Here is a 26,014-nt window from a genome sequence, read left to right as displayed (position 1 = left end):
TGACTAAGGAAAAGCGTTATGAAAACGGGACCATTAAACGAGAGCGAACTGGAATGGCTGGATGATGTACTGACTAAGTACAATACGGACAAAGCTATTCTGGATGTGTCAGAACTGGATGGTTTGCTGACGGCGGTGCTCAGTTCACCGTATGAAATTGAACCGGAGCAGTGGCTGGTTGCAATTTGGGGTGGCGCGCAATATGTGCCGCGCTGGTCCTCCGAAAAAGAAATGACGCGTTTCATGAACCTGGCGTTTCAGCACATGGCGGATACGGCCGATCGTCTGGACGAATATCCTGAGCAGTTTGAGCCGCTGTTTGGTCTGCGTGAAATTGACGAGCATGAACTGACCATCGTTGAAGAGTGGTGCTTTGGTTATATGCGCGGCGTCGCGTTGTCGGACTGGTCCGCATTACCGGATACCTTAAAACCGGCGCTCGAGGCTATTGCGCTGCACGGTACGGAAGAAAACTTTGCTGTGGTTGAGAAACTGACGCCAGAAGAGTTTGAGGAAAGCGTGGACGCTATCCGTCTGGCAGCATTGGATCTGCATGCCTGGTGGATGGCGCATCCGCAGGAAACGCCGGTGAAGGTGCCGGTAAAAGTGGATGCCAAGGTCGGACGTAACGATCCGTGCCCGTGCGGCAGTGGGAAAAAATACAAGCAGTGCTGTCTGCATTAACAGAAAGGGGCGTAAAGCCCCTTTTGTTTAACCCACTTCGGGGAGTAACCCTGCTGCAATGGAAAACTGTACCGCTATCACCACAATTCCGCACATAAACACCAGCGCCAGCGCCGGTGCGCCACCTGCCACGCGGTAGTTAGCCTGCGGGTTATGTTTTCTGCTTTGCCACGCCAGCATGGCGGGGATCAGCAGCGCCAGTACCGCGAGGGCAACGCCTGCATATCCCAGCGCCATCACGAAGCCACGGGGATAGAACAGCGCAAATGCCAGCGGCGGCAGGAAAGTCACCACGCCGGTTTGCATCCTTCCTGCTACGGTATTTCGGCGCTGGAAAAGGTCTGCCAGATAGTCAAACAATCCCAGCGCGACGCCGAGGAAAGAGGTCGCCAGCGCAAGATCGGCAAACAAATGCACCGCCAGTTCAACGTGCGGTGACGCCACAACTTCACGTAATGCCTGTAACAATCCGTTTAAACCAGCATGGTTGGCTAACAGTCCCATGAACGTGGACGAGTTAATGCTGCCAAGTGTAGCCAGTTGCCAGAAAATATAGGCGATTAGAGGAATGGCGCTACCGGTGATAAATACCCAGCGCAGTTTACGGATGTTACCGTTCATATAGCTGACGATACTCGGAACGCTGCCGTGAAAACCGAACGACGTGAAGATAACCGGGATCGCGGACAGCGCCAGCCCTTGCTGAAGCGGCAGCGTAAGCAGATTCACTTTATGGATATGCGGCATTAACAGGGCCAGCATCGCCACCAGGAAAATTATCTTGGCACTAAACAACAGACGGTTGAACAGATCGACCAGCGACGTCCCAACGCAAACCACACCACCGGCAACAAAGGTGAACAGCAGCACACCTGTGGTTGGAGAGATAGCTGTCCCGGTCCAGTCGCTTATGCTGGAGGCCAGCAGTTCTCCTGCGCCACTGATATACGCCGCTGTCAGCGCGTACATCAAAAACATCATGCTAAAGCCCGTTACCCATTGTCCGTAACGACCAAGATAACGTTTCGCCAGGGTACCCAGCCCGGTGTCAGCCGGTACGTGTTGATACACTTCAAGCAGCAACAGCGCGGTGTAGCACATCAACGCCCAAAGACTGACTAATAATACCAGCGTGACGCTAAACCCCACGCCTGCCGCAGCCAGCGGCATTGCCAACATTCCGGCACCAATCGTGGTTCCCGCCACGATAAAAATACTACCCAGGGTTCTGTTTTTCACGCTTTCCTCTGTCCCGGAGATAATCAACGGTTATATCTGCGGCGCAGGTTAAGGCAAAACGTTATTTTCGTCAAATCACCGTTACAATACGTGTACATTAAACTTTACGATTATTTGATATTTTAAGATGCATACGAAATAACATTTATCTGCTGGTAAACCTGTGTTAGCGCAAAGCAGCGCCCTGCGGTTCACATTAGGCTATGCCCTTTATTGAGGAGGTAGTATGGAATCTATTCACGGTCATGAAGTGCTCAATATGATGATTGAATCTGGCGAGCAGTATTCAAATGGCAGTCTTGAAGCGGCAATTACGGCACGTTTTGGCGAGCACGCACGTTTTCACACCTGTTCTGCGCAAGGTATGACGGCGGCCGAGCTGGTGGCATTTTTAGCGGCGAAGGGGAAGTTTATTGCAAAAGAAGACGGCTTCTCTACGCACGAAAGCAAGATCTGCCGCCATTAAGATTATCGAATAACGGTGGCAACTCACCACCGTTATCTAACAGAATTAATTCTGTGTATCGAGCGTAGCCAGCTCTTTGTCGATGAAATAAAGACCTTCACCGCTTTTTCCTGCCAGTGATAGCTTATCAATAACAGATTTAAATAATTTCTCTTCTTCATGCTGCTCAGCAACATACCATTGCAGGAAATTAAACGTCGGATAATCCTGGTGGGTCATTGCCGCATGTGCCAGTTCATTAATTTTCTGCGTGATCAGCTGTTCATGTTCGTAAGTTACACGGAACAGTTCGTCCAGAGAAGCATATTCAGCGAAAGGGGAAGAGACGGCATTAATACGCGGTAAGCTACCGGTGTCAGTCAGGTAGTCGAACAGACGCTGCATATGCGTCATCTCTTCCTGGGCGTGACGGCGCAGAAACGCGGCAGCACCTTCGAAGCTGTGATAGCTGCACCACGCGCTCATCTGTTGGTAGAGCAGAGATGAATATAATTCAAGGTTCATTTGCTCATTCAGTTGGTCGATCATTTCTGTTTTCAGCATGGTTCTGCTCCACAAACGTCATTAAATATTACGTGGCGCCACTATAATTTGTTATTTAATTATTTGCAAAAGGTAAAATAATAAATTTATTTATTAAAAATACGAATGGGAATAAAACGCATTAACGCTATTAAGCGGAGGATATAAATAACGAAGTAACTAATGACCAGCAAAAAAATGCTGGTCGAAATATTAATAATTGAATGAGGGCGCTTGAGATACCGCGACGCCGTGACACTGCCAGGCGAGCGTAATTTTGGTATTCAAACACAAAGAACCGGCATATACGCTACAGGTTGACACCGGTTGACCAAATGTTGCGGCGCTGGCGTAGCCCATACGCTGGCACTCTTTGGTGGCTGTTCCCTGGGTTACGTAGTCATCGGTTCGTGCCGTTTGTAACATGGCCTGGTTGTAGGTCAGTCGAACCACACCGGTGATAGCGCTGGCTTCGCTGACCTGCGCCTGTTTGGTAATAGTGCATCCTGTCAGCACGAGCGGCAAAAGGGCAAGGATAAAGGTCTTCATGTGATCGCTCTGAAAGTTCGGAGATAGGCTATCATGGCATACGTGTTGACGTATCAATGGCTTGAATAGCCTGAAAATCACCTGCGATTAATCGCAACGACGTCTGGTTCTTGAGGCTATTCTGGGCTGCTGAGGGAAAAATGTGAGCACTACATTAATTTATAAAACAAAAGTTCATTAAATTTGAAAGTGAGTTTGCAAAATAGTAATGTGGCCTGAATGTTATGACTTTCAGCAGTCCCCGCTACGCATTCAGGAGATGACAGAATGAAAATTGCATTGATGATGGAAAACAGTCAGGCAAGCAAAAACGCCATCATTCATAACGAGCTTAAAGCCGTTGCGGATGAGAAAGGTTTTCCCGTTTTTAACGTCGGTATGAGCGATGAAAATGACCATCATCTGACCTACATTCATTTAGGGATTATGGCCAGCATTCTGCTTAATTCCAAAGCCGTGGATTTTGTGGTCACGGGCTGCGGTACGGGTCAGGGCGCAATGATGTCACTGAATATCCATCCGGGAGTGGTGTGTGGGTACTGCCTTGATCCGGCGGACGCATTCTTGTTTTCTCAGATCAACAACGGTAACGCGCTTTCACTGGCCTTCGCCAAGGGTTTTGGCTGGGGCGCCGAGCTGAATGTGCGCTATATGTTTGAAAAAGCGTTTACTGGACGTACCGGGGAAGGTTACCCACCGGAACGTAAAGTACCGCAGGTGCGTAACGCCGGTATTCTGAATCAGGTGAAAGCGGCAGTGGTAAAAGAGAATTATCTGGATACATTGCGCGCTATCGATCCTGAACTGGTGAAAACCGCCGTGTCGGGTCCACGCTTCCAGCAATGCTTCTTCGATAACTGCCAGGACAAGTCTATCGAAGCGTTCGTGCGCGAGATTATTGGCTAAATCCTGCTGGCCCGGCGGTGTTCACCTGCCGGGCTATCTGTTCTTATCAGAGACTGCGCTTCCCGCATCACGGGTAAGCCGCAGCGTATCGACCATACCTATCAGACAAATTATGGCGATAACCACAAAGGCCAGACGGAAGCTGATCCCCGGAATATTGCCCAGTGCCAGCCATTCACTGACTTCATCGCCGATACGGATCCCAATAGCGGCTAATGAAATCCCCAATCCCACAGCTAACTGTGTTGCCGTACTGAACAGCGTATTGGCGTAGCTCATTTGCGGCGCGGGGACGTCCGCAAAGGCAAGCGTACTGACGCCGGTAAACTGGATTGAACGGAATACGCCGCCCAGATACAGTACCAGCAAAATAACCCACACGGGAGTTTGCGGCGTTATCAATGCACAGGCCAGCAGCGCCAGGACGTTGAGCGCCCCGTTGATCAGCAGCAATTTTTTAAAGCCCAGCCAGCGTATCAACGGTGTGGTGGCAGGTTTTATCGTCAGATTGCCCACAAACACCGCCAGCACCAGCGAACCTGCGTGAAAAGCGTTCATGCCAAAGCCTACCTGGAACATTAACGGCAGCAGAAATGGTACGGCGCTGATAGAGGCGCGAAACAGCGACCCGCCGTACATCGTGACGCGAAAAGTCGGGACGCTCATGGCATCAAGACGAATCATCGGCCAGGCGGCGCGACGAAAATGGCGTAGGGCAAACAGGAAGGTTGCTATTCCCAGCGTGAGAAGTCCGGCAGTTAGCCAACCCTGCGGCTGCTGGGTTCCCAGCAATTCCATGGCATACACCAGGCTCACCATGGCAACAGAGGTTGCGACAAAACCCGCTATATCAAACGGACGGCGCTCGTCGTCATGAATATCCGGAATAAAACGTAGCGCCAGCGCTATCGCCAGTATTCCCAGTGGGACGTTAATGAAAAAGATCCAGCGCCAGTTGGCATAGCTGGTGATGAATCCGCCAAGCGGAGGACCGATGATGGGCGCGACTAACGCGGGCCAGGTCAGAGTCGCAATGGCGGTGATTAACTGATGTTTTGGCGTGGTGCGTAGTACTGCGAGGCGGCCAACTGGAACCATTAGCGCGCCGCCCACGCCCTGTAAGATTCGCATGGCGACAAAGCTCTCAAGACGGGTGGACAAACCGCATAAGATTGAGGCGAGGGTAAATATCGCCAGTGCGAGGGTAAACACTTTTCTGGCGCCGAAGCGGTCCGCAATCCAGCCGCTGGCGGGGATAAGTACGGCGAGGGTGATCAGGTAGGCGCTGATACCGATGTTGAGGTCAACCGCCTGTACGCCAAAGCTTTTGGCCATGTCGGGTAGGGCGGTGGCGATCACCGTGCCGTCAATAAACTCCATAAAGAAAGCGCCGGCAACAAGTAATGCCGCCGGGGAGAGACCGCGTTTATTCTCAACCGCTAAATGTTCACTCATGTTGTGCTTGCCATCTCAAAAGAAACTGACTGGAACTATTTTTATTTTCAGCGTATCCGCTATGCGTACACCGCTATCGTTTCGATCGCTGAATGGGTACTATGACGACCTTTCTATAAGGAGCTCATTATGTCCCAAACACTGAATGCCGATCAGGAACTGCTCTCGGACGTTGTTGCCTGTCAGTTAGTTATCAAACAAATTCTGGATGTTATTGATGTTATCGCCCCGGTAGAAGTTCGGGAGAAAATGTCCAGCCAGCTGAAAAGCATCGACTTTTCCAGTCACCCTGCGGGCGCCGATCCGGTAACTATGCGCGCAATCCAAAAAGCGGTTGCCTTGATCGAGTTGAAATTCACGCCGCAGAATGAGTCTCACTAAAATAAACCGTTGTTTCAGGTTTTAGAAAGGCTTTTTTTGCGTCTCTGAGAATGAGAGGCGCGAGCGTAGAGAGCATTGAGCGCTCGCCGGATAAGATGCGTGGCATCACTATCCGGCGAGCGTTATGAAAATTGAAGATTAATGATGTTGGTAGTTTACGACGTTCAGCAGATGCTTATCGGTTTGCGCCATGCACAGCCCCGCGCGTTTCGCGCTGCGGACTTCATCAAGAATTGTTTGTAACAGCACGCCATCCTGCTGTTGCTCTTTTTCCAGATCGTGGAGAAAATCAACGGTTGGCTCATCGTTCAATGCTTCTGCTTCATTGGTTAAGCGTGAAAGCTTACTCGAACGCTGTTGGTACTCATCCAGTGTTTTCTGAAACAGTTCTTCCAGGGAAGTCAGTTCATCACCCGGAACATCGATGGCCTTGACGATGGGGTTAGCCCCGGCGCTTTTCATAAAATTAAACATACGCATCATTTGAGTTACGTTACCCTGCGCCTGCGTGCGTAGAAACGTTGCGGTGCCTGTCAGGCTATGTTCGTAGCACCACTCGCTAAGGTGCAGGTAAAGATTCGATGCGTAGAACTCAAGATTCATTTGTGTGTTGAGTTTATGAACAATTCCAACAGCAGCCATATCAATATCCTTATTTCCAGAAAGGAGAGTGTACGTTACTAACGTCAGTGCAACGGGCTGCCGCCGCACTTCACATCTACGTACAATTAAAACTGTTAGCAGAATAAATCCGTTCCGCCGGTCCTTTAGTGATCACGAATTATATTCGCTTCCGATCGAGAATCAGCATAGCGCGTGACCCGGAATAAGAAAATCCTTAAATCTGCGTATTTATGTTTTTTTACATATTGTTATAGCAATATTCTTAATGCAGGTATTCCTTAATATAGGGTTGGTGAATGTAATTCTTTGATATCAATGAAGTTAAATCTTAATTTCATTTATGAAATGATGTTTCATATCACAAAATAAAATTTAACGTTCGGTTATCGTCTTGTCTTTGGTGATTTTCGACCCGCTCTGGTTGTAGAAACTTCACGACTGGCGAGGTAATTGAAAGTTACCAGATGGCTAATTTTTTGCGCCAGATCATTTTTGCCGAAATTAATAACTTTAATGGCCTGTACGATTCAGCATTGATTGTTTGGCTCTATGTGGATAAAGCGAGGGATTACAAATGAAAAAGGTTGCGGTGCTGCTGGCGCCCGGTTTTGAAGAGGCGGAAGCGATAGTTGCTGTTGATATTCTGCGTCGCCTGAATATCGAAGTCGAAACACTGGCCTGCGCTGAGTCACGTGCGGTGGTGAGCTATCATGACGTGCCGATGGTGACCGACAGCACGTTGGTCGCGCGTCAGGCGCATCTCTACGATGCAGTCGTGTTGCCTGGCGGTCCGCAGGGCAGCGTTAATCTTGCCGCCAGTGAGGCAGTCATCCAGTTTGTCATCCGCCATGATGAGGCGGGAAAATTTATTTGTCCGGTGTGCTCTGCTGCCGCGCGCGTGCTGGGTGGCAACGGTCTGCTAAAGGGGCGTCGCTACGTGTGCTCGGGAGATTTGTGGCAAAACGTCACGGATGGGGAATATATCAATGCGCCCGTTGTCGAGGATGGCAATCTTATTAGCGGCAAAGGATTAGGACATATTTTTGATTTTGCGTTTACGCTTTCGGCGCGTCTGTTGGGAGATGATATTCCGGTTCGCGATCACGCCGACCACATTTATTACCCATGGTAAACATTGTTCTCCCGAATGCTTGAGCATTCGGGGACAAGGATTTGCTGACTGATGTTATGGACTAATATGCTATTTCTCTTTTTCTTCTTCGTCAAAATCGCGTTTTTTTATGTCATTTCTCGCTGAATTTATGTACGCAATTACTGTAATTCTGTGGTGTGATGCCGCTCTCTTATGGAGAATCAATTTCCCGCTAAAAATACTCCCAGCACTGGCATTGATCTTATCAATAAAAGGTAATGCCTTGTTTTATGTCCGAATTACAAAAAATCGTCTGATTTTACCCTACATAAAAGAACGTTAAAGCTGGAGTTGACCATGCACAAATTCACTAAAGCGCTGGCTGCCATCGGCCTGGCTGCCATTATGTCACAATCCGCTATCGCTGAGTCCATGAAGCTCGGTTTCCTTGTCAAACAACCGGAAGAACCGTGGTTCCAGACAGAATGGAAATTTGCCGATAAGGCCGGTAAAGACCTTGGTTTTGAGGTGATTAAAATCGCCGTCCCGGATGGTGAGAAAACCCTTAACGCGATTGACAGCCTGGCTGCCAGTGGCGCGAAAGGGTTTGTGATTTGTACGCCGGATCCCAAACTCGGGCCTGCCATTATGGCGAAGGCGCGCGGCTACGATATGAAAGTCATTGCCGTCGATGACCAGTTTGCCAACGCGAAAGGAAAACCGATGGACACCGTGCCGCTGGTAATGATGGCGGCAACAAAAATTGGTGAACGCCAGGGCCAGGAACTGTACAAGGAGATGCAAAAGCGCGGTTGGGATGTGAAATCTACCGCGGTAATGGCCATTACTGCGAACGAACTGGATACCGCGCGTCGCCGTACTTCGGGTTCAATGGAAGCGCTTAAAGCTGCAGGCTTCCCGGAAAAACAGATCTACCAGGTCCCAACCAAATCGAATGATATCCCCGGCGCATTCGACGCCGCCAACTCCATGCTTGTTCAGCATCCTGAAGTTAAACACTGGCTGATTGTTGGCATGAACGATAACACCGTACTGGGCGGCGTGCGTGCGACCGAAGGGCAGGGCTTTAAAGCGCCAAACGTGATTGGTATCGGTATTAACGGCGTTGATGCGGTGAGTGAACTGTCCAAAGGGGAAGCGACCGGGTTCTACGGTTCACTGCTGCCAAGCCCGGACGTTCACGGCTATAAATCAAGCCAAATGCTCTACAACTGGGTGACGAAAGGTGCAGAGCCACCAGCGTTTACTGAAGTGACGGATGTGGTGCTGATTACCCGCGATAACTTCAAAGAAGAACTGGCGAAGAAAGGTTTAGGCGGTAAGTAACATCAATGCCGGATGCGTCGCCAAAGCGTCTGATCCGGCCTACGAATTACGTACTCAGTAGGCCGGATAAGGCAAAGCCGCCATCCGGTATAAAGATCTGAATCACGGAGACGTTATGCAACAGTCTACCCCGTATCTCTCATTTCGCGGCATTGGCAAAACGTTCCCCGGCGTTAAAGCGCTTACGGATATCAGTTTCGATTGCTATGCCGGTCAGGTGCATGCGCTGATGGGCGAAAATGGCGCCGGAAAATCAACACTCTTAAAAATTCTCAGCGGTAACTATGCGCCAACGACGGGATCTCTGGCGATCCGCGGTCAAGAAGTTTCGTTTGCGGATACCACAGCCGCGTTGAACGCCGGTGTCGCCATTATTTACCAGGAACTGCATCTCGTCCCGGAGATGACCGTTGCCGAAAATATCTATTTAGGGCAACTGCCGCATAAAGGCGGCATTGTGAACCGCTCGCTGTTGAACTATGAAGCGGGGCTACAGCTTAAGCATCTGGGCATGGATATCGATCCCGATACGCCATTGAAATACCTCTCCATTGGTCAATGGCAGATGGTGGAGATTGCAAAAGCGTTGGCGCGTAACGCCAAAATTATCGCTTTTGATGAACCGACCAGTTCCCTGTCGGCACGCGAGATTGAGAATCTGTTTCGCGTTATCCGTGAGCTGCGCAACGAAGGGCGCATCATTCTGTATGTCTCGCACCGTATGGAAGAGATTTTTGCCCTTAGCGATGCCATTACCGTATTTAAAGATGGGCATTACGTTAAAACGTTTACGGACATGCAGCAGGTTGATCACGACGCGCTGGTGCAGGCGATGGTGGGGCGTGACCTGGGTGATATTTATGGCTGGAAATCCAGGCCTTATGGCGCAGAGCGTCTGCGTTTGCATGAGGTCAAAGCCCCCGGCGTGCGGACGCCGATCAGTTTATCAGTGCGTAGCGGTGAAATCGTCGGACTGTTTGGGTTGGTGGGCGCTGGACGTAGCGAATTAATGAAAGGGTTGTTTGGCGGCACGCGTATCACCGCAGGCCAGGTGTTTATTGATGAACAGCCAATTGATATCCGCAAACCGAGCCACGCCATTGAAGCAGGGATGATGCTGTGTCCGGAGGATCGCAAAGCCGAAGGGATTATTCCGGTTCATTCGGTGCGTAACAACATCAACATTAGCGCGCGTCGTAAACATGTCTTGGGCGGATGCGTGATCAATAACGGCTGGGAAGAAACCAATGCCGATCACCATATTCGTTCGCTCAACATCAAAACACCGGGGGCGGAGCAACTGATCATGAACCTCTCTGGCGGTAATCAACAGAAGGCTATTCTTGGCCGGTGGTTATCGGAAGAGATGAAAGTGATTTTGCTGGATGAACCTACCCGCGGCATTGATGTGGGCGCCAAGCATGAAATTTATAACGTGATTTATGCCCTCGCGGCGCGCGGCGTGGCCGTGCTGTTTGCATCCAGTGACCTGCCAGAAGTTCTCGGTGTCGCCGATCGTATCGTGGTGATGAGGGAAGGCGAGATTGCCGGTGAGTTACTTCATGAACAGGCGGATGAACGCCAGGCGTTGAGCCTTGCAATGCCTAAAGTCAGCCAGGCTGTGGCCTGAATAAGGAGAGTATGATGTCTTCCGTTTCTACATCGGGTTCAGGTGCTGCGAAGTCGGCGCTAAATCTTGGCCGCATTTGGGATCAATACGGGATGCTGGTGGTGTTCGCCGCGTTGTTCCTGGTGTGTGCTATCTTCGTGCCAAACTTTGCCACCTTTATCAACATGAAGGGGCTGGGGCTGGCGGTATCGATGTCGGGTATGGTCGCATGTGGGATGCTATTTTGCCTGGCATCCGGTGACTTTGACCTGTCCGTCGCGTCGGTCATTGCCTGTGCCGGGGTCACCACGGCCGTGGTCATCAACATGACCGAGAGCCTGTGGATTGGCGTCGCTGCCGGGCTGTTGCTGGGGATTTTATGCGGTCTGGTGAATGGATTTGTGATTGCACGGTTAAAAATCAACGCCCTGATCACCACTCTGGCGACGATGCAGATTGTCCGCGGTCTGGCCTACATTATCTCTGACGGCAAGGCGGTCGGGATTGAAGATGAGCGATTCTTCACCCTTGGCTATGCTAACTGGTTTGGGCTGCCGGCACCTATCTGGATAACAATCGTTTGTTTCATCGTATTTGGCTTACTGTTGAATAAAACCACGTTTGGTCGTAACACGCTGGCTATTGGTGGGAATGAGGAGGCTGCGCGCCTGGCCGGGGTTCCGGTTGTTCGCACCAAGATTATTATCTTTATTCTTTCCGGTCTGGTATCTGCAATTGCGGGAATTATCCTCGCATCGCGTATGACCAGCGGCCAGCCAATGACCTCAATTGGTTATGAGCTGATCGTGATTTCTGCATGTGTTTTAGGGGGCGTATCGCTGAAAGGTGGCATCGGAAAAATCTCATATGTGGTCGCTGGGGTGTTGATTCTGGGGACGGTTGAGAACGCGATGAACCTGCTGAACATCTCTCCTTTTGCGCAGTACGTCGTACGTGGTCTCATCCTGCTGGCGGCGGTAATCTTCGACCGTTACAAGCAAAAAGCGAAGCGCACCATTTGATGATTTAAGCCCCAACTTTTCAGTCTAGCTTCTGCTAATCGCCAGCCGCTACCCGGCTGGCGATTGTTTTTCCAAATGGCGAGCATGGTCACACTGTCTATACTTATATCCGTCATACATCATCTATACGGCGCGATCCGCGCGGCGTACAAACCATGATGAGGAGGATAACCGGGTGACAGCATCACTGACATTACCCCCTGAACAATCTGCAAACTGTGCTTATTTTTTTGATCTCGATGGGACTCTGGCTGAGATCAAGCCCTATCCTGACCAGGTCGTTGTCCCTAAGACAATCCTGCAATTATTACATCAGTTGGCGACGCGTAACGCGGGTGCGCTGGCATTGATTTCAGGGCGCTCGATGGCTGAGCTTGACGGTCTCACCACTCCCTTTCGTTTTCCGCTCGCCGGAGTGCATGGGGCAGAACGCCGTGACATCAATGGTCAAACCCATATAGTACGCCTGGCCGCAGGTATTGAACGTGAAGCCGGCGCATTGTTACAGACGGCGCTGTCGAAGCTGCCTGGCACGACGCTGGAAGCAAAAGGTATGGCTTTCGCGCTGCACTATCGTCAGGCGCCAGAGCATGAAGCGGCGCTGATAACGCTGGCTGAATGCATCACGCATACATGGCCGCAGCTTGCATTGCAGCATGGAAAATGTGTCGTTGAAATAAAACCTAAAGGTGCGAATAAAGGCGACGCGATTGCTGCATTTATGCAGGAAGCGCCTTTTGCCGGACGGCTCCCCGTATTTTTCGGTGATGATCTAACGGATGAAACAGGTTTCGAGGTAGTTAACCGCGCAGGCGGTATTTCAGTGAAGGTGGGGAGCGGGGCGACGCAGGCGACATGGCGTCTGGATGGCGTCAGGGATGTCTGGCGTTGGCTGGAGCAAATTAACTCTTCGCAGCAACAATCGAATACAACAAACAACAGAAGAGGTGACTATGGGTCGTTTAGTCGTAGTATCTAATCGTATCGCCTCGCCAGATGACAAAGGGAGCGCAGGTGGGCTCGCGGTCGGTGTGTTGGGCGCATTAAAAACTGCTGGTGGACTGTGGTTTGGCTGGAGTGGTGATATCGGTAATGAAGATAAACCGTTAAAAAAAGTCACTCGTGGCAATATTACCTGGGCCTCGTTTAATTTGAGCGAGCAGGATTACGAAGAGTATTACTGCCAGTTTTCGAATGCCGTTTTATGGCCTGCATTCCACTACCGGTTGGATTTAGTTCAGTTTCAGCGCCCGGCCTGGGAAGGGTATCAGCGGGTTAATGCCTTGCTGGTAGATAAACTGCTGCCGCTACTGAGCGAAGATGACATTATTTGGGTTCATGATTACCACCTGTTACCGTTTGCCTATGAGTTGCGTAAACGCGGCGTGAATAATCGCATCGGTTTTTTCCTGCATATCCCTTTCCCGACGCCGGAAATTTTTAACGCGCTACCTCCACATCAGGTCCTGCTTGAGCAGATGTGTGATTTTGATTTACTGGGTTTCCAGACCGAAAACGATCGCCAGGCTTTTCTGGATTGTCTGGCAGTCCAGACTCAGGTCACTACCCGGAGCGATAAGCACCACAAAGCATGGGATAAAGCGTTTCGCACAGAAGTGTATCCCATCGGCATTGAGCCGGAGGAAATCGCACGCCAGGCTTCTGGTCCTTTGCCGCCGAAAATGGCGCAGTTAAAGGATGAGCTTAAAAATGTGAAGAATATATTCTCTGTTGAGCGTTTGGATTACTCCAAGGGCTTGCCAGAGCGCTTCCAGGCCTATGAGGCACTGCTGGAGCATTACCCGCAGCACCATGGCAAAATTCGCTATACGCAGATAGCGCCAACCTCGCGCGGAGAAGTGCAGGCCTACCAGGACATTCGCCACCAACTAGAGACAGAGGCTGGGCGGATTAACGGTAAATATGGGCAGTTGGGCTGGACGCCGCTTTACTATCTGAACCAGTATTTTGACCGCAAATTGCTGATGAAAATATTCCGCTATTCGGACGTAGGGTTGGTAACGCCGTTGCGCGATGGTATGAACCTGGTGGCGAAAGAGTATGTGGCTGCACAGGATCCTGCCAACCCTGGCGTTCTGGTGTTATCGCAATTTGCCGGGGCAGCAAATGAGCTAACTTCTGCGCTTATCGTGAATCCTTATGATCGGGATGAAGTGGCTGGCGCTCTAAACCAGGCGCTGACGATGTCGCTTGCTGAACGTGTCTCTCGACATGCTGAAATGCTCGAGACTATTGTTAAAAACGATATCGACAACTGGCAGGCGAGATTTATATGCGATCTAAGAAAAGTGACGTCGCGCCAGAGCAAACGCCAGTTGTCAGACAATGTGACTCCCTGTTCGAAACTGGCGTGAAGACCTGAAGGCGGTATTAATCTCCAGCCAGAGGAACCAGCAGAACATCCACCAGGCTGGCACCGACCACGCTTTTTGCTGAGCACGAAGCGCGCGAAAAGAAGCTCTGGTTATGGTTGCCGTAAATGACCAGATCGACTGCGTGTTTACGGCAAACGTCGAGAATATGTTCATTCAGTGCCCCATAGGTAATAAAAGTATGTTCGATGGGGTACTGCGCTTCTTTGCTGAGTTTATCGATAAAATCCTGGGTCTCCTCTTGCATTAGTTCACGCAGATCTTCCAGCATGGGGGCGGCAAACTGGTTATACATTTCAGGGTCTGAGACCAATGTGATCAGGCTAATACGAGCGTTGACAGGGCGAGCGATAGAAACTGCCTTGGCTAACAACTGCTGGCTTTCAGGGGTGGCGGCAACCGCCACCAGAATGTGCGCATAGCTCATAACTCGCTCCTTTTTTTCAAGAATTATGAGAGAACTTTTCTGCTTTACTCAGCTTACTCCATACTGCAACGTTTCCTCTTCACATAGTGTGAATGCCATCATGATTATTCATTAATTATTCTTATAAATAGAATAATTGCTTCACATCTTTTGCAAATACGTTCAGCGAACTTAAGTAAAACTCGCCGCTAATGAAAACAATGCGTTAATAAAAAACAAACAAAAATTAACATTTGGCGAGTTATCACCACGCGGTATTAGTTAATCACCCTTAATATTTAAGTTCTTGTTTATAAACAATTTAATTGAAAAAGTGTTTTGCATGAAATATGTGATCCAGCTCGCTATTTCATGGTGTGATATTAACGTTTGTGAACAAAATACTATTCGCTTTTATTGCAAGAATATTCGTTAGCCAGGAATTGAAAAGATGAATCTTGGTTTAAAAAATAAGCAAAGTAAAAGCTACGCTGATGGATTTATGTTAAGTGTTTAGTTGATTTATGTGATCTGTGTCACATATTCTTTAAATTCGCAGCACGGTTCCGTTGTATGTGTAACTGGCGGCGGGTAGAGTTGCGTCGAATTAGGAAAAATCTTAGACAATTGTAAGAATTGATGTGAGCTTGTAAGAAGTGCGCATTCTTCAAAAGGGCTGGTTTACACAACGTGTATGTGTCATCACGCTGCTATGTATTTGACCTTTTGCTTTTTTTTACCGGGGCTTCCCGGCGACATCACGGGGTGCGGTTTTACCGCATGAAAATAATGTTGGTTATTATGGATGCAAATAATGCATACATCCGAGTTGCTGAAACACATTTATGACATCAATTTGTCATATTTATTGCTTGCACAGCGTTTGATCGTTCAGGACAAAGCATCTGCGATGTTTCGCCTTGGTATCAGCGAAGAGATGGCGGACACGTTGGCAACATTAACACTTCCTCAAATGGTCAAACTGGCTGAAACAAACCAACTGGTGTGTCATTTCCGTTTCGACGATCACCAGACTGTTACTCGCCTGACGCAAGACTCCCGCGTTGACGATCTCCAGCAAATTCATACCGGCATCATGCTTTCTACGCGACTGTTAAGCGACATCGATGATGCAGCGCGCAAGAAAAGGGCTTGATGATGAGCGAAAAAAGCATTGTTCAGGAAGCGCGTGATATCCAGTTGGCAATGGAATTAATCACATTGGGCGCCCGTTTGCAAATGCTGGAAAGCGAAACGCAATTAAGCCGTGGTCGACTTATCAAGCTGTACAAAGAATTACGCGGCAGTCCTCCGCCAAAAGGGATGCTTCCTTTCTCCACCGATTGGTTTATGACGTGGGAACAAAATATCCATGCTTCGATGTTTTGCAATGCCTGGCAATTTTTGCTCAAAACAGGGTTGTGTAGCGGTGTGGATGCCGTAATTAAAGCGTATCGTTTATATCTTGAGCAGTGTCCGCAGCCGGAAGAAGGCCCCCTGCTGGCGTTAACTCGCGCATGGACGCTGGTTCGTTTTGTAGACAGCGGATTGCTGGAATTGTCCACATGCAACTGCTGCGGCGGGAACTTTATCACTCACGCACATCAACCCGCAGGCAGCTTTGCCTGCAGTTTATGCCAGCCGCCATCACGGGCCGTAAAAAGACGTAAACTTTCTCAGAATGCTGCCGATATTATTCCACAACTGCTGGATGAACAGATCGAACAGGCTGTTTAACTGATACGGTGTGGATAAACACTCCAGCAGCGGTAAGCGATTACCGCTGCTTTTTTTTGTCCTGACCTCAAGTTAACTACCCGACTGCGCATCCTGTCATAGTCAATTGCGAAAGGATGATGTCGTGCTTATCTTATTAGGTTACCTGGTTGTTATTGGTACAGTTTTCGGCGGCTACATGATGACCGGCGGACACCTTGGGGCACTCTATCAACCGGCTGAGCTGGTGATTATCGGTGGCGCGGGTATTGGGGCGTTCATCGTCGGCAATAACGGAAAAGCCATCAAAGGGACGATGAAAGCGATCCCGATGCTTTTTCGCCGTTCGAAATACACCAAAGCGATGTATATGGATCTGCTGGCGCTGCTCTATCGCCTGATGGCTAAGTCACGTCAGCAGGGCATGTTCTCTCTCGAACGTGATATCGAAAACCCTAAAGAGAGTGAAATCTTCGCCAGCTATCCACGCATTCTTGCGGATGCCGTGATGCTTGATTTTATTGTCGATTATCTGCGTCTGATCATCAGCGGCAACATGAATACGTTTGAAATTGAAGCGCTGATGGACGAAGAAATTGAGACTCATGAGAGCGAAGCCGAAGTGCCGGCTAATAGTCTGGCGATGGTTGGCGACTCGCTACCGGCCTTCGGGATCGTGGCGGCGGTTATGGGCGTTGTCCACGCGCTGGCTTCTGCCGATCGTCCGGCAGCTGAGCTGGGTTCGCTGATTGCGCATGCGATGGTGGGGACATTCCTCGGTATTTTACTGGCCTATGGTTTTATTTCTCCACTTGCCAGCGTCCTGCGTCAGAAAAGTGCTGAAACAACCAAGATGATGCAGTGTGTGAAGATCACGCTGCTCTCCAACCTGAATGGTTACGCCCCGCCGATTGCCGTCGAATTTGGTCGTAAAACATTGTATTCCAGCGAACGTCCTTCGTTTATCGAACTGGAAGAGCATGTTCGTGCGGTGAGAAATCCAGCTGCGCAGCAGACGACCGAGGACGCATGAAAAATCAGGCCCATCCCATTATCGTCGTAAAGCGACGCAAACATAAAGGTCACGGTGGTGGGGCGCATGGTTCGTGGAAAATCGCCTACGCCGATTTTATGACCGCGATGATGGCCTTCTTTCTGGTGATGTGGCTCATTTCCATCTCCAGCCCTAAAGAATTGATCCAGATTGCCGAATATTTCCGTACCCCACTGGCTACCGCGGTGACTGGTGGTAATCGCATTTCGAATAGCGAAAGCCCCATTCCAGGTGGAGGTGATGATTACACCCAGCAGCAGGGAGAGGTGCACAAGCAGCCGAATATTGATGATTTGAGAAAACGCATGGAGCAAAGTCGTTTAAGCAAACTTCGCGGCGATCTCGATCAACTGATTGAATCGGACCCCAAACTGCGTGCGCTGCGTCCGCATTTGAAAATTGATTTAGTTCAGGAAGGGCTGCGGATCCAGATTATCGACAGTCAGAACCGACCAATGTTTAAGACCGGCAGCGCTGAAGTTGAACCGTATATGCGCGATATCCTGCGGGCTATTGCGCCGGTGCTCAACGGCATCCCTAACCGAATTAGTCTTTCTGGGCATACGGATGATTACCCTTACGCCAACGGTGAGAAAGGGTACAGCAACTGGGAACTGTCTGCCGATCGCGCTAATGCGTCGCGTCGCGAGCTGGTTAGCGGCGGTCTGGATGATGGAAAAGTATTACGGGTGGTAGGCATGGCCGCCACGATGCGTCTGAGCGATCGCGGTCCTGAGGACGCCATCAACCGCCGTATTAGCCTGCTGGTTCTCAACAAGCAGGCAGAAGAGGCCATTTTGCATGAAAACGCTGAAAGCCAGAATGAGCCGGTAAGTGTCTTACAACAGCCAGCGGAACTTCCGCCGGTAAGCGTTCCCACATCGCCACCAGCCAATCCGAGGTGATAGCGTGAGCATGGATATTAGCGATTTTTATCAGACTTTTTTTGATGAAGCCGACGAACTGTTGGCCGACATGGAGCAACACCTGCTCGATTTGGTTCCTGAGGCCCCGGATTCCGAACAGCTGAATGCCATTTTTCGTGCCGCGCACTCGATAAAAGGCGGCGCGGGCACCTTCGGCTTTACCATTTTGCAGGAAACGACCCATCTGATGGAAAACCTGCTGGATGAAGCGCGGCGTGGCGAGATGCAGCTTAATGCCGACATTATCAACCTGTTTTTGGAAACGAAAGATATTATGCAGGAACAGCTCGACGCCTATAAAAACTCAGAAGAGCCGGATGCCGCCAGCTTTGAGTACATTTGTAATGCGTTACGACAGTTAGCGCTTGAAGCAAAAGGTGAAACCTCACCCGCGCTCGTCAATACCGCAAAGCTGAGCGTTGTTGACAGCGCGGCGATACAGGAAGAAGCCGTTGCCAATCCCGCTGCGGCCAGCGAAGAGAGCAAGAAACGCATTATTCTCTCGCGTCTGAAATCCAGTGAAGTCGATCTGCTGGAAGAGGAACTGGGGAATCTGGCGACCTTAACCGATGTAGTGAAAGGGAGCGACACGTTGTCAGCAACGCTGGATGGCAACCTCGCGGAAGATGACATCATTGCGGTGCTCTGCTTCGTAATTGAAGCTGACCAGATTGAATTCGAAACCGTCAGCGCAGCGCCCGTGGCTGTTGATACAAAAGCGGAAAGTGAAGCGGTAGCCGAGGTTGCGACGCCGCAGCCGGTTGCCGTTGCGCCTGCGGCTAAAGCCGCCGCCAGTGAAGCGCCACACGCCCGCACAGAGCGAGACAAACCAGCCCGCGCCAGTGAATCGACCAGCATCCGCGTAGCGGTTGAGAAGGTTGATCAGCTCATTAACCTGGTCGGTGAGCTGGTGATTACCCAGTCAATGCTGGCCCAGCGTTCTAATGAACTGGATCCTGTTAATCACGGCGATCTGATCACCAGTATGGGGCAGTTACAACGTAACGCCCGCGATTTGCAAGAGTCGGTGATGTCGATTCGTATGATGCCGATGGAGTACGTGTTCAGCCGTTTCCCACGCCTGGTCCGCGACCTGGCCGGTAAATTGGGTAAACAGGTTGAGCTGACGCAGGTGGGGAGTTCAACAGAACTCGATAAAAGCCTGATTGAACGCATCATCGATCCATTGACGCATCTGGTGCGTAACAGCCTGGACCACGGTATTGAACTGCCGGAAAAACGTCTCGAAGCCGGGAAAAGCCCCATTGGCAATCTGACGCTTTCCGCCGAACACCAGGGTGGGAATATTTGTATTGAAGTGACCGATGATGGCGCTGGTCTGAACCGCGAACGAATCCTCGCCAAAGCGATCTCCCAGGGGATGCCGATCCACGAAAATATGAGCGATGACGAAGTCGGTATGCTGATTTTCGCTCCGGGCTTCTCAACGGCCGAGCAGGTGACGGATGTCTCTGGTCGCGGTGTGGGTATGGATGTGGTGAAACGAAATATTCAGGAGATGGGCGGCCATGTTGAGATCCAATCGAAGCAAGGGCAGGGAACGACCATCCGAATTTTGCTGCCGCTGACGCTGGCGATCCTTGACGGGATGTCCGTACGCGTGGCGGACGAAGTCTTTATTCTGCCGCTGAATGCCGTTATGGAGTCACTGCAACCGCGCGAAGAAGATCTCCATCCGCTGGCCGGAGGAGAACGCGTTCTGGAAGTGCGTGGCGAATATTTGCCGCTGGTTGAGTTGTGGAAAGTCTTCGAAGTTGAAGGCGCTAAAACCGAAGCAACGCAGGGCATCGTGGTGATTTTACAAAGCGCAGGGCGTCGCTATGCGCTGCTGGTCGATCAGTTAATTGGCCAACACCAGGTGGTGGTCAAAAACCTGGAAAGTAACTACCGCAAAGTGCCAGGTATTTCTGCAGCAACAATTCTCGGCGACGGTAGCGTCGCGTTGATTGTTGATGTTTCTGCATTGCAGGGGTTAAACCGCGAACAACGTGTGGCGATCACAGCCGCCTGATTGAGTAAGAAAGGGAATAATATGACCGGTATGAGTAATGTAACTAAACTGGCCGGCGAACCGTCAGGTCAGGAATTCCTCGTGTTTACGCTGGGGGATGAAGAGTACGGTATCGATATCCTGAAAGTGCAGGAAATCCGTGGTTACGATCAGGTAACCCGCATTGCTAACACGCCAGCGTTCATCAAAGGCGTCACGAACCTGCGCGGTGTGATTGTGCCGATTGTTGATCTGCGCGTGAAGTTTAGCCAGAGCGATGTGGATTACAACGAAAACACCGTGGTGATTGTGCTGAATCTGGGACAACGAGTGGTTGGGATTGTGGTGGATGGCGTATCTGACGTGCTGTCGCTGACAACCGATCAAATCCGACCGGCACCGGAATTCGCGGTTACGCTGTCAACGGAATATCTGACGGGACTGGGCGCGCTGGGAGACCGGATGCTGATTCTGGTCAACATTGAGAAACTGCTGAACAGTGAAGAGATGGCGTTGTTAGATATTGCCGCCGCTCATATGGCATAAACAAGTAAACATATTATCCGGCCTACAATAATTGCTGTTGTAGGCCGGATAAGCGTAGCGCATCCGGCAACTTTCCTTCTTACGCTTTCCGCTCAACCAGCTCCGGTTCTTCTTCCAGTAAACCTTCATCCTGTGCCAGCATCGCCGTTGCAATCCCGTTACCCAATACGTTAATCGCTGAACGACCCATATCGAGGAAATGGTCGATACCCATCAGTAGCAAAATTCCTGCAACCGGAATATTAAAGCTTGGGATGGTTGCCGCCAGCACCACCAGCGCAGAACGCGGCACACCGGCAATCCCTTTGGACGCCAGCATCAGGGTCAACATCAGGACGGTGATTTCTGCAAAGGAGAGATGGATATTGTAGGCCTGTGCGATAAACATAGATGCAAATGAGCAGTAGACCATAGAACCCACCAGGTTAAACGAATAACCGATAGGCAGTACAAATGACACGATATTGGGCGAGCAACCAAATTTGGTTAATTGCTCCAGCGTTTTCGGATAAGCGGCTTCGGAACTGCTGGTGGTAAAGGCGACCAGAACCGGGTCTTTCAGCATGCTGACCAGGCGGAACACCTCTTTTTTCAGCATCACATAACCCACGGCCAGCAGGACCAGACAGGTCAGCAAAATGGCCACATAATAACCACCAATGAACGACGCATAGTTGAGCAGGATCCCCAGGCCCTGGGTAGAGATAACGGAGGAAATGGCGGCAAAAATAGCCAGCGGCGCAACATACATCACGTAACCGGTTACCTTCAACATAATGTGGGAGACGACATCCAGCGCGGCAACCAGCGGGGCGTTAAATTTTTCGCCGAGCGATGCTCCACCAATACCGAAGAACATCGAGAACACGACGATTTGCAGGATCTCATTATTGGCCATCGCCTCGGCGATGCTGGTGGGGATGGTGTGAGTCAGAAAACCTTTCAGGCTCATACCGCCCACAGCCAGGCCGGTATCAGTGGCTTCCAGCGGAATCGCCAGATTCAGGCCGCTGCCAGGTTGTTCGAGCGAGACCACAAACAGACCGACCAGAATAGACAGAATAGAAGAGCTGATAAACCAGATCATCGCTTTGCCGCCCACGCGCCCGATGGTTGAGGTTTCGCCCAGGCGCATAATACCCACGGTCAGGGTGCTGAAGACTAAAGGCGCAATCACCATCTTAATCAGGCGTAAAAAGATGTCAGTGAGAAGCGTAATATTATCAGCCCAGGCGGTAACAATGCCGGGGGAGGCATAAGAGTGGATGACTGCACCCGACAGGATCCCCGCCAGCATGAAGATCACAATAAACAACGTGAGTTTGTTTGCATTTGCCACTAAAAAGCCCTCAGTAAGGATTTAACATTTATTGTTCGGTTACTCATTTTTTATACTTATTAAGTGGTAACTAAATATTCATCATATAAATTGAATTAAAGCGTAAGCGGATACAACTTTTTTTAATTTTTTATTCATTTTGTTGTGGTATTTACAAGGTCAATATGTGATCTCTGTCACGATAAAATGCATGATTGTTCTCATCTGGCCACAAGAACAGGCAGAAATAAATGTTATTTATATGATAATTATGATGTTTTTATGTGAATGACTTGTAGTGGCCGTTCAACTGCTGTTCAGTGGTTCTGCCTGACTTTATTTCCTTCCTGTATTTCCCTTTCGCAAACGTAAAGTTATCTCAGCGAGTGCCGATAACGTTGATAACTCGTTTTCAGGAAGGTGCCTTATGTTTAACCGTATCCGCGTTGTCACAATGCTGATGATGGTGCTGGGGGTTTTCGCACTGCTACAGCTTGTTTCCGGTGGTCTGTTGTTTTCTTCATTGCAGCAGAATCAGCAAAGTTTTGTTATTTCTAACGATCTTCGACAGCAGCAAAGCGAACTCACCTCGACATGGGATCTGATGCTGCAGACACGAATTAATTTAAGCCGTTCTTCCGCGCGTATGATGATGGATGCGTCCAATCAGCAAAGCAGCGCGAAAAACGATCTGCTGAAGAATGCGAAAGCATCGCTGGCGCAGGCAGAAACGCATTACGCAAAATTTAAAAACATCACGCCGTTGCCGGAGATGGCAGAAGCCAGCGGCAGTGTCGATGAGAAGTATCAGCAGTACCATGCGGCCTTATCAGAACTGGTCCAGTTTCTGGAAAACGGCAATATGGACGCCTATTTCGCGCAACCTACTCAGGGAATGCAAAATGCGCTCGGCGAGGCGTTGGGTAAGTATGCCAGCGTTAGCGAGAAGCTTTACGTTCAGGCATTCGATCAAAGCGCGCGTGATTACCACTTCGCTCAATGGCAGCTCGGCATTCTGGCCGTGGTGCTGGTGCTGATTCTGGTGGTGGTGTGGTATGGCATCCGTCATACCTTGCTCAACCCTCTGGCGCGCGTTATTGCTCATATCCGTGAGATCGCCAGCGGTAATTTAACCGCGACGCTGACGGTCCATGGACGTAACGAGATTGGTGAGCTGGCCAGTACGGTTGACCATATGCAACGTTCGCTGACGGAAACTGTCACCCTGGTACGTGAAGGCTCTGATGCGATTTATTCCGGTACCAGCGAAATTGCCAGCGGTAACACCGATCTTTCCTCCCGTACTGAGCAACAGGCGTCTGCGCTGGAAGAGACCGCAGCCAGCATGGAACAACTGACCGCAACCGTGAAGCAAAATGCGGATAACGCGCGTCAGGCCTCGCAATTGGCGAAAAGCGCCTCCGATACCGCACAGCATGGCGGCAAAGTGGTTGATAGCGTGGTGAACACCATGCATGAAATTGCCGATAGTTCGAAGAAAATTGCCGACATCATCAGCGTCATCGATGGCATTGCTTTCCAGACCAACATTCTCGCACTGAATGCGGCTGTTGAAGCGGCGCGTGCCGGTGAACAGGGGCGTGGTTTTGCCGTAGTCGCAGGCGAAGTGCGTAATCTGGCGAGCCGTAGTGCGCAGGCGGCGAAAGAGATCAAAGCATTAATTGAAGACTCTGTTTCCCGAGTGGATACCGGTTCTGTACTGGTAGAGAGCGCCGGGGAAACCATGAATGACATTGTCAACGCGGTGACGCGGGTGACCGACATTATGGGGGAAATCGCCTCCGCTTCAGACGAGCAGAGCCGCGGGATAGATCAGGTTGCGCTCGCAGTATCTGAAATGGATCGTGTGACGCAACAGAACGCCTCGCTGGTTCAGGAATCGGCTGCCGCAGCGGCAGCGCTCGAAGAACAGGCTAGTCGCCTAACCCAGTCGGTGTCGATTTTCCGTCTCGCGTCACGCCCGGCGTCGGCTAAACCCCGTGATACACGGTTACCTGCGGCGGCGACTGTGACTGCATCATCTCCGCGCCAGAATATTGAACAAGATACGAATTGGGAAACATTTTGACTGGTAGTTAAACCGCGGCCTGCGCCGCCTGATGGGAGCGTTGATGTTTAATCGTATTCGAATTTCGACCACGCTGTTTTTGATTTTAATCCTCTGCGGTGTTTTGCAGATTGGCAGTAATGGCTTGTCCTTTTGGGCATTTCGGGACGGTTTTCAAAACCTGAATCAGGTCGAACGGAGTAACCAGCAACGCGCTGCGCTGGCCCAAACCCGTGCTGTGTTATTACAGGCCAGTACGGCCCTGAATAAGGCAGGAACGCTGACAGCCCTGAGCTATCCGCCAGAGGATATCAAAGCCTTGATGACGCTTGCGCGCGATAGCCTGACGCAGTCCGAGTCAATGTTTAAACGCTTTATGGCGACGTCGGATACCACAGAACAAGGGAAGGCGCTGATTGGCGCGACGGAGAAAAGCTTTAGCCAATGGCATAGCGATCTGGTTCATCAGGCAACCTGGCTTGAGAACAACCAATTGTCGGATTTTCTGACCGCGCCGGTGCAGGCTTCGCAGGCTGCTTTTGATGCGAATGTTAATGCGTGGCAGAGCAACATCGACCGCGTGTTGCAAACAGCAGGGGATCTCAGCCAGCGAAATTATCATATGTCGGGGGTGATTTTCGCTGTCATGGTGGTACTGGCGGTGCTGTTAACCAGTGCGGCGTTGTACTGGTCGCGCAAGATGATTGTCCAGCCGCTGGCGATTATCGGCAGCCATTTCGACAGTATTGCCGCGGGTAACCTGGCACGGCCGGTAGTGGTTTATGGTCGCAATGAGATCTCGGCCATTTTTGCCAGCCTGAAGAAGATGCAGCAGGCGCTGCGTGAAACGGTGAGTGAAGTTCGCCAGGGTAGCTCAGCCATGCATAGCGGCATTTCAGAGATCGCGATGGGCAATAACGATTTGTCTTCACGAACTGAACAGCAGGCGGCTGCACTGGCGCAAACGGCCGCCAGTATGGAACAACTCACTGCCACCGTTGGGCAGAATGCGGATAACGCGCGCCAGGCTTCAGGAATTGCTAAAAGTGCGGCAGATACAGCGCATAAAGGTGGGGAGCAGACCTCGCGGGTCGCCAGTACGATGCATGAGATTTCCGCCAGCTCGCAGAAAATTGGCGACATTATCGGGGTGATTGACAGCATTGCCTTTCAGACCAATATCCTGGCGCTGAATGCCGCAGTAGAGGCTGCCCGAGCGGGGGAACAGGGGCGCGGTTTTGCCGTTGTTGCTGGAGAAGTGCGCAATCTGGCCAGCCGGAGCGCACAGGCAGCAAAGGAAATTAAGGGACTGATTGAGGAGTCTGTCACCCGGGTTCAGCAGGGATCGCAACTGGTGGATATGGCGGCGCGCACGATGACAGAAATTGTCAGCTCCGTTACCCGGGTGAACGACATCATGGGGGAGATTGCCTCGGCGTCCGATGAACAACGCAGAGGCATTGAACAGGTGGCGCAGGCCGTCAGCCAGATGGACTCCGTGACGCAGCAAAACGCCGGGCTGGTTGAAGAAGCCGCATCCGCCACCGGACAACTCGCCACGCAGGCCGATCATCTTTCTGCCTGTGTCGCATTTTTTAAGCTTGAAGAGCAAAACGTAGCAAAACAAGAGTTGGCGCAGCCGCAGGTTGTGCCCGTTGTATCCTGAATGTGATTGAGAA

At 50.7% G+C, this 26,014-nt stretch carries 25 protein-coding genes; 18 read left to right on the top strand and 7 right to left on the bottom strand.

All coding sequences use genetic code 11. The annotated features are described in order from the left end of the window. Positions 1-18: 18 nt before the first annotated feature. The gene (locus tag FDW96_RS16210; protein WP_042307734.1) at positions 19-684 is read left to right on the top strand and encodes a YecA family protein; all 666 of its coding nucleotides are present in this window, start codon (positions 19-21) and stop codon (positions 682-684) included. Positions 685-711: 27 nt separating this feature from the next. Here FDW96_RS16210 and tyrP read toward each other — a convergent pair whose 3' ends face one another. Further along, positions 712-1,923 (bottom strand): tyrosine transporter TyrP, encoded by a 1,212-nt coding sequence (tyrP, locus tag FDW96_RS16205; RefSeq protein WP_042307736.1) that lies wholly within the window; start codon positions 1,921-1,923, stop codon positions 712-714. 226 nt (positions 1,924-2,149) lie between these two features. Between tyrP and FDW96_RS16200 the strand changes: the two genes are divergently transcribed. Next, positions 2,150-2,389, top strand: a complete 240-nt coding sequence (locus tag FDW96_RS16200) for a YecH family metal-binding protein (RefSeq protein WP_042307738.1) — start codon at positions 2,150-2,152, stop codon at positions 2,387-2,389. 45 nt (positions 2,390-2,434) lie between these two features. Here the strand turns inward: FDW96_RS16200 and ftnA are convergent, their stop codons facing one another. Both ftnA and yecR read right to left on the bottom strand, forming a co-directional pair. Beyond that, positions 2,435-2,932: a non-heme ferritin gene (gene ftnA / locus FDW96_RS16195; RefSeq protein ID WP_042307740.1), complete on the bottom strand. Its 498-nt coding sequence runs from the start codon at positions 2,930-2,932 to the stop codon at positions 2,435-2,437. Between the two features lie 192 nt (positions 2,933-3,124). Further along, on the bottom strand, positions 3,125-3,460 hold the full coding sequence (gene yecR, locus FDW96_RS16190; RefSeq protein ID WP_137365948.1) for a YecR family lipoprotein: 336 nt from the start codon (positions 3,458-3,460) through the stop codon (positions 3,125-3,127). A 267-nt stretch (positions 3,461-3,727) separates the two neighbouring features. Between yecR and FDW96_RS16185 the strand changes: the two genes are divergently transcribed. Next, positions 3,728-4,366 carry an RpiB/LacA/LacB family sugar-phosphate isomerase gene (locus FDW96_RS16185; protein WP_042307745.1) on the top strand — a complete coding sequence of 213 codons (639 nt, stop codon included), beginning with the start codon at positions 3,728-3,730 and terminating at the stop codon, positions 4,364-4,366. 33 nt (positions 4,367-4,399) lie between these two features. Here the strand turns inward: FDW96_RS16185 and FDW96_RS16180 are convergent, their stop codons facing one another. Then, complete coding sequence (locus tag FDW96_RS16180; RefSeq protein WP_137365947.1) at positions 4,400-5,821, bottom strand: MFS transporter; 1,422 nt, start codon at positions 5,819-5,821, stop codon at positions 4,400-4,402. Between the two features lie 129 nt (positions 5,822-5,950). Here FDW96_RS16180 and FDW96_RS16175 point away from each other — a divergent pair, with 129 nt between their 5' ends. Further along, positions 5,951-6,202 carry a DUF2766 family protein gene (locus FDW96_RS16175; protein ID WP_005127709.1) on the top strand — a complete coding sequence of 84 codons (252 nt, stop codon included), beginning with the start codon at positions 5,951-5,953 and terminating at the stop codon, positions 6,200-6,202. A gap of 138 nt (positions 6,203-6,340) precedes the next feature. Here FDW96_RS16175 and FDW96_RS16170 read toward each other — a convergent pair whose 3' ends face one another. Beyond that, the gene (locus tag FDW96_RS16170; protein WP_038641501.1) at positions 6,341-6,844 is read right to left on the bottom strand and encodes a non-heme ferritin-like protein; all 504 of its coding nucleotides are present in this window, start codon (positions 6,842-6,844) and stop codon (positions 6,341-6,343) included. 556 nt (positions 6,845-7,400) lie between these two features. On the opposite strand from FDW96_RS16170, the gene FDW96_RS16165 reads away from it, so the two are divergent. The 6 genes from FDW96_RS16165 (at position 7,401) to otsA (ending at position 14,272) form a co-directional block, all read left to right on the top strand. Further along, the gene (locus FDW96_RS16165) at positions 7,401-7,958 is read left to right on the top strand and encodes a DJ-1/PfpI family protein (RefSeq protein ID WP_137365946.1); all 558 of its coding nucleotides are present in this window, start codon (positions 7,401-7,403) and stop codon (positions 7,956-7,958) included. Positions 7,959-8,276: 318 nt separating this feature from the next. Continuing rightward, positions 8,277-9,266, top strand: a complete 990-nt coding sequence (locus FDW96_RS16160; protein ID WP_042307751.1) for an arabinose ABC transporter substrate-binding protein — start codon at positions 8,277-8,279, stop codon at positions 9,264-9,266. Between the two features lie 115 nt (positions 9,267-9,381). Then, on the top strand, positions 9,382-10,896 hold the full coding sequence (araG, locus tag FDW96_RS16155) for an arabinose ABC transporter ATP-binding protein AraG (protein WP_038641495.1): 1,515 nt from the start codon (positions 9,382-9,384) through the stop codon (positions 10,894-10,896). A 14-nt stretch (positions 10,897-10,910) separates the two neighbouring features. Continuing rightward, a complete protein-coding gene (gene araH / locus FDW96_RS16150) occupies positions 10,911-11,897 on the top strand; it encodes an L-arabinose ABC transporter permease AraH (protein WP_042307755.1) in 987 nt (328 codons plus the stop codon). 175 nt (positions 11,898-12,072) lie between these two features. Beyond that, entirely contained in the window at positions 12,073-12,876 is an 804-nt protein-coding gene (gene otsB / locus FDW96_RS16145) for a trehalose-phosphatase (protein ID WP_079223699.1), read from the top strand. Then, positions 12,851-14,272 carry an alpha,alpha-trehalose-phosphate synthase gene (gene otsA, locus FDW96_RS16140; protein WP_137365945.1) on the top strand — a complete coding sequence of 474 codons (1,422 nt, stop codon included), beginning with the start codon at positions 12,851-12,853 and terminating at the stop codon, positions 14,270-14,272. Before otsB ends, otsA begins: the two co-directional genes overlap by 26 nt. A gap of 16 nt (positions 14,273-14,288) precedes the next feature. Here otsA and uspC read toward each other — a convergent pair whose 3' ends face one another. Next, on the bottom strand, positions 14,289-14,717 hold the full coding sequence (gene uspC, locus FDW96_RS16135) for a universal stress protein UspC (protein ID WP_042307761.1): 429 nt from the start codon (positions 14,715-14,717) through the stop codon (positions 14,289-14,291). Between the two features lie 793 nt (positions 14,718-15,510). Between uspC and flhD the strand changes: the two genes are divergently transcribed. The 6 genes from flhD (at position 15,511) to cheW (ending at position 20,949) form a co-directional block, all read left to right on the top strand. Continuing rightward, a complete protein-coding gene (flhD, locus tag FDW96_RS16125) occupies positions 15,511-15,852 on the top strand; it encodes a flagellar transcriptional regulator FlhD (RefSeq protein WP_003034622.1) in 342 nt (113 codons plus the stop codon). Between the two features lie 2 nt (positions 15,853-15,854). Next, complete coding sequence (gene flhC, locus FDW96_RS16120; RefSeq protein WP_042307995.1) at positions 15,855-16,433, top strand: flagellar transcriptional regulator FlhC; 579 nt, start codon at positions 15,855-15,857, stop codon at positions 16,431-16,433. Positions 16,434-16,557: 124 nt separating this feature from the next. After that, complete coding sequence (motA, locus tag FDW96_RS16115; protein WP_032939611.1) at positions 16,558-17,445, top strand: flagellar motor stator protein MotA; 888 nt, start codon at positions 16,558-16,560, stop codon at positions 17,443-17,445. Beyond that, on the top strand, positions 17,442-18,371 hold the full coding sequence (gene motB, locus FDW96_RS16110; protein WP_042307763.1) for a flagellar motor protein MotB: 930 nt from the start codon (positions 17,442-17,444) through the stop codon (positions 18,369-18,371). Before motA ends, motB begins: the two co-directional genes overlap by 4 nt. 4 nt (positions 18,372-18,375) lie before the next feature. After that, positions 18,376-20,424, top strand: coding sequence for a chemotaxis protein CheA (cheA, locus tag FDW96_RS16105; RefSeq protein WP_137365944.1), 2,049 nt, complete (start codon positions 18,376-18,378; stop codon positions 20,422-20,424). A 21-nt stretch (positions 20,425-20,445) separates the two neighbouring features. Next, entirely contained in the window at positions 20,446-20,949 is a 504-nt protein-coding gene (cheW, locus tag FDW96_RS16100) for a chemotaxis protein CheW (RefSeq protein ID WP_042307767.1), read from the top strand. Between the two features lie 79 nt (positions 20,950-21,028). Here the strand turns inward: cheW and FDW96_RS16095 are convergent, their stop codons facing one another. Then, a complete protein-coding gene (locus FDW96_RS16095) occupies positions 21,029-22,288 on the bottom strand; it encodes a dicarboxylate/amino acid:cation symporter (RefSeq protein WP_042307769.1) in 1,260 nt (419 codons plus the stop codon). A gap of 406 nt (positions 22,289-22,694) precedes the next feature. Here FDW96_RS16095 and tar point away from each other — a divergent pair, with 406 nt between their 5' ends. Beyond that, complete coding sequence (gene tar, locus FDW96_RS16090) at positions 22,695-24,356, top strand: methyl-accepting chemotaxis protein II (RefSeq protein WP_061381095.1); 1,662 nt, start codon at positions 22,695-22,697, stop codon at positions 24,354-24,356. Positions 24,357-24,399: 43 nt separating this feature from the next. Further along, complete coding sequence (gene tap, locus FDW96_RS16085) at positions 24,400-26,001, top strand: methyl-accepting chemotaxis protein IV (protein ID WP_137365943.1); 1,602 nt, start codon at positions 24,400-24,402, stop codon at positions 25,999-26,001. The last annotated feature ends 13 nt before the right edge of the window (positions 26,002-26,014 follow it).

The sequence above is a fragment of the Citrobacter sp. TBCS-15 genome (assembly GCF_005280815.1).
GTDB classification, from domain to species: domain Bacteria; phylum Pseudomonadota; class Gammaproteobacteria; order Enterobacterales; family Enterobacteriaceae; genus Citrobacter; species Citrobacter werkmanii.
Note: the sequence above shows the minus strand (reverse complement) of the source record. Positions and strands in the feature narration are given on the sequence as shown.

Coding starts and splice junctions, on each gene's coding strand:
- FDW96_RS16210 (WP_042307734.1), top strand. CDS start 19: ATGAAAACGGGACCATTAAACGAGAGCGAACTGGAATGGCTGGATGAT.
- FDW96_RS16200 (WP_042307738.1), top strand. CDS start 2,150: ATGGAATCTATTCACGGTCATGAAGTGCTCAATATGATGATTGAATCT.
- ftnA (WP_042307740.1), bottom strand. CDS start 2,932: ATGCTGAAAACAGAAATGATCGACCAACTGAATGAGCAAATGAACCTT.
- yecR (WP_137365948.1), bottom strand. CDS start 3,460: ATGAAGACCTTTATCCTTGCCCTTTTGCCGCTCGTGCTGACAGGATGC.
- FDW96_RS16185 (WP_042307745.1), top strand. CDS start 3,728: ATGAAAATTGCATTGATGATGGAAAACAGTCAGGCAAGCAAAAACGCC.
- FDW96_RS16180 (WP_137365947.1), bottom strand. CDS start 5,821: ATGAGTGAACATTTAGCGGTTGAGAATAAACGCGGTCTCTCCCCGGCG.
- FDW96_RS16175 (WP_005127709.1), top strand. CDS start 5,951: ATGTCCCAAACACTGAATGCCGATCAGGAACTGCTCTCGGACGTTGTT.
- FDW96_RS16170 (WP_038641501.1), bottom strand. CDS start 6,844: ATGGCTGCTGTTGGAATTGTTCATAAACTCAACACACAAATGAATCTT.
- FDW96_RS16165 (WP_137365946.1), top strand. CDS start 7,401: ATGAAAAAGGTTGCGGTGCTGCTGGCGCCCGGTTTTGAAGAGGCGGAA.
- FDW96_RS16160 (WP_042307751.1), top strand. CDS start 8,277: ATGCACAAATTCACTAAAGCGCTGGCTGCCATCGGCCTGGCTGCCATT.
- araG (WP_038641495.1), top strand. CDS start 9,382: ATGCAACAGTCTACCCCGTATCTCTCATTTCGCGGCATTGGCAAAACG.
- araH (WP_042307755.1), top strand. CDS start 10,911: ATGTCTTCCGTTTCTACATCGGGTTCAGGTGCTGCGAAGTCGGCGCTA.
- otsA (WP_137365945.1), top strand. CDS start 12,851: ATGGGTCGTTTAGTCGTAGTATCTAATCGTATCGCCTCGCCAGATGAC.
- uspC (WP_042307761.1), bottom strand. CDS start 14,717: ATGAGCTATGCGCACATTCTGGTGGCGGTTGCCGCCACCCCTGAAAGC.
- flhD (WP_003034622.1), top strand. CDS start 15,511: ATGCATACATCCGAGTTGCTGAAACACATTTATGACATCAATTTGTCA.
- flhC (WP_042307995.1), top strand. CDS start 15,855: ATGAGCGAAAAAAGCATTGTTCAGGAAGCGCGTGATATCCAGTTGGCA.
- motB (WP_042307763.1), top strand. CDS start 17,442: ATGAAAAATCAGGCCCATCCCATTATCGTCGTAAAGCGACGCAAACAT.
- cheW (WP_042307767.1), top strand. CDS start 20,446: ATGACCGGTATGAGTAATGTAACTAAACTGGCCGGCGAACCGTCAGGT.
- tar (WP_061381095.1), top strand. CDS start 22,695: ATGTTTAACCGTATCCGCGTTGTCACAATGCTGATGATGGTGCTGGGG.
- tap (WP_137365943.1), top strand. CDS start 24,400: ATGTTTAATCGTATTCGAATTTCGACCACGCTGTTTTTGATTTTAATC.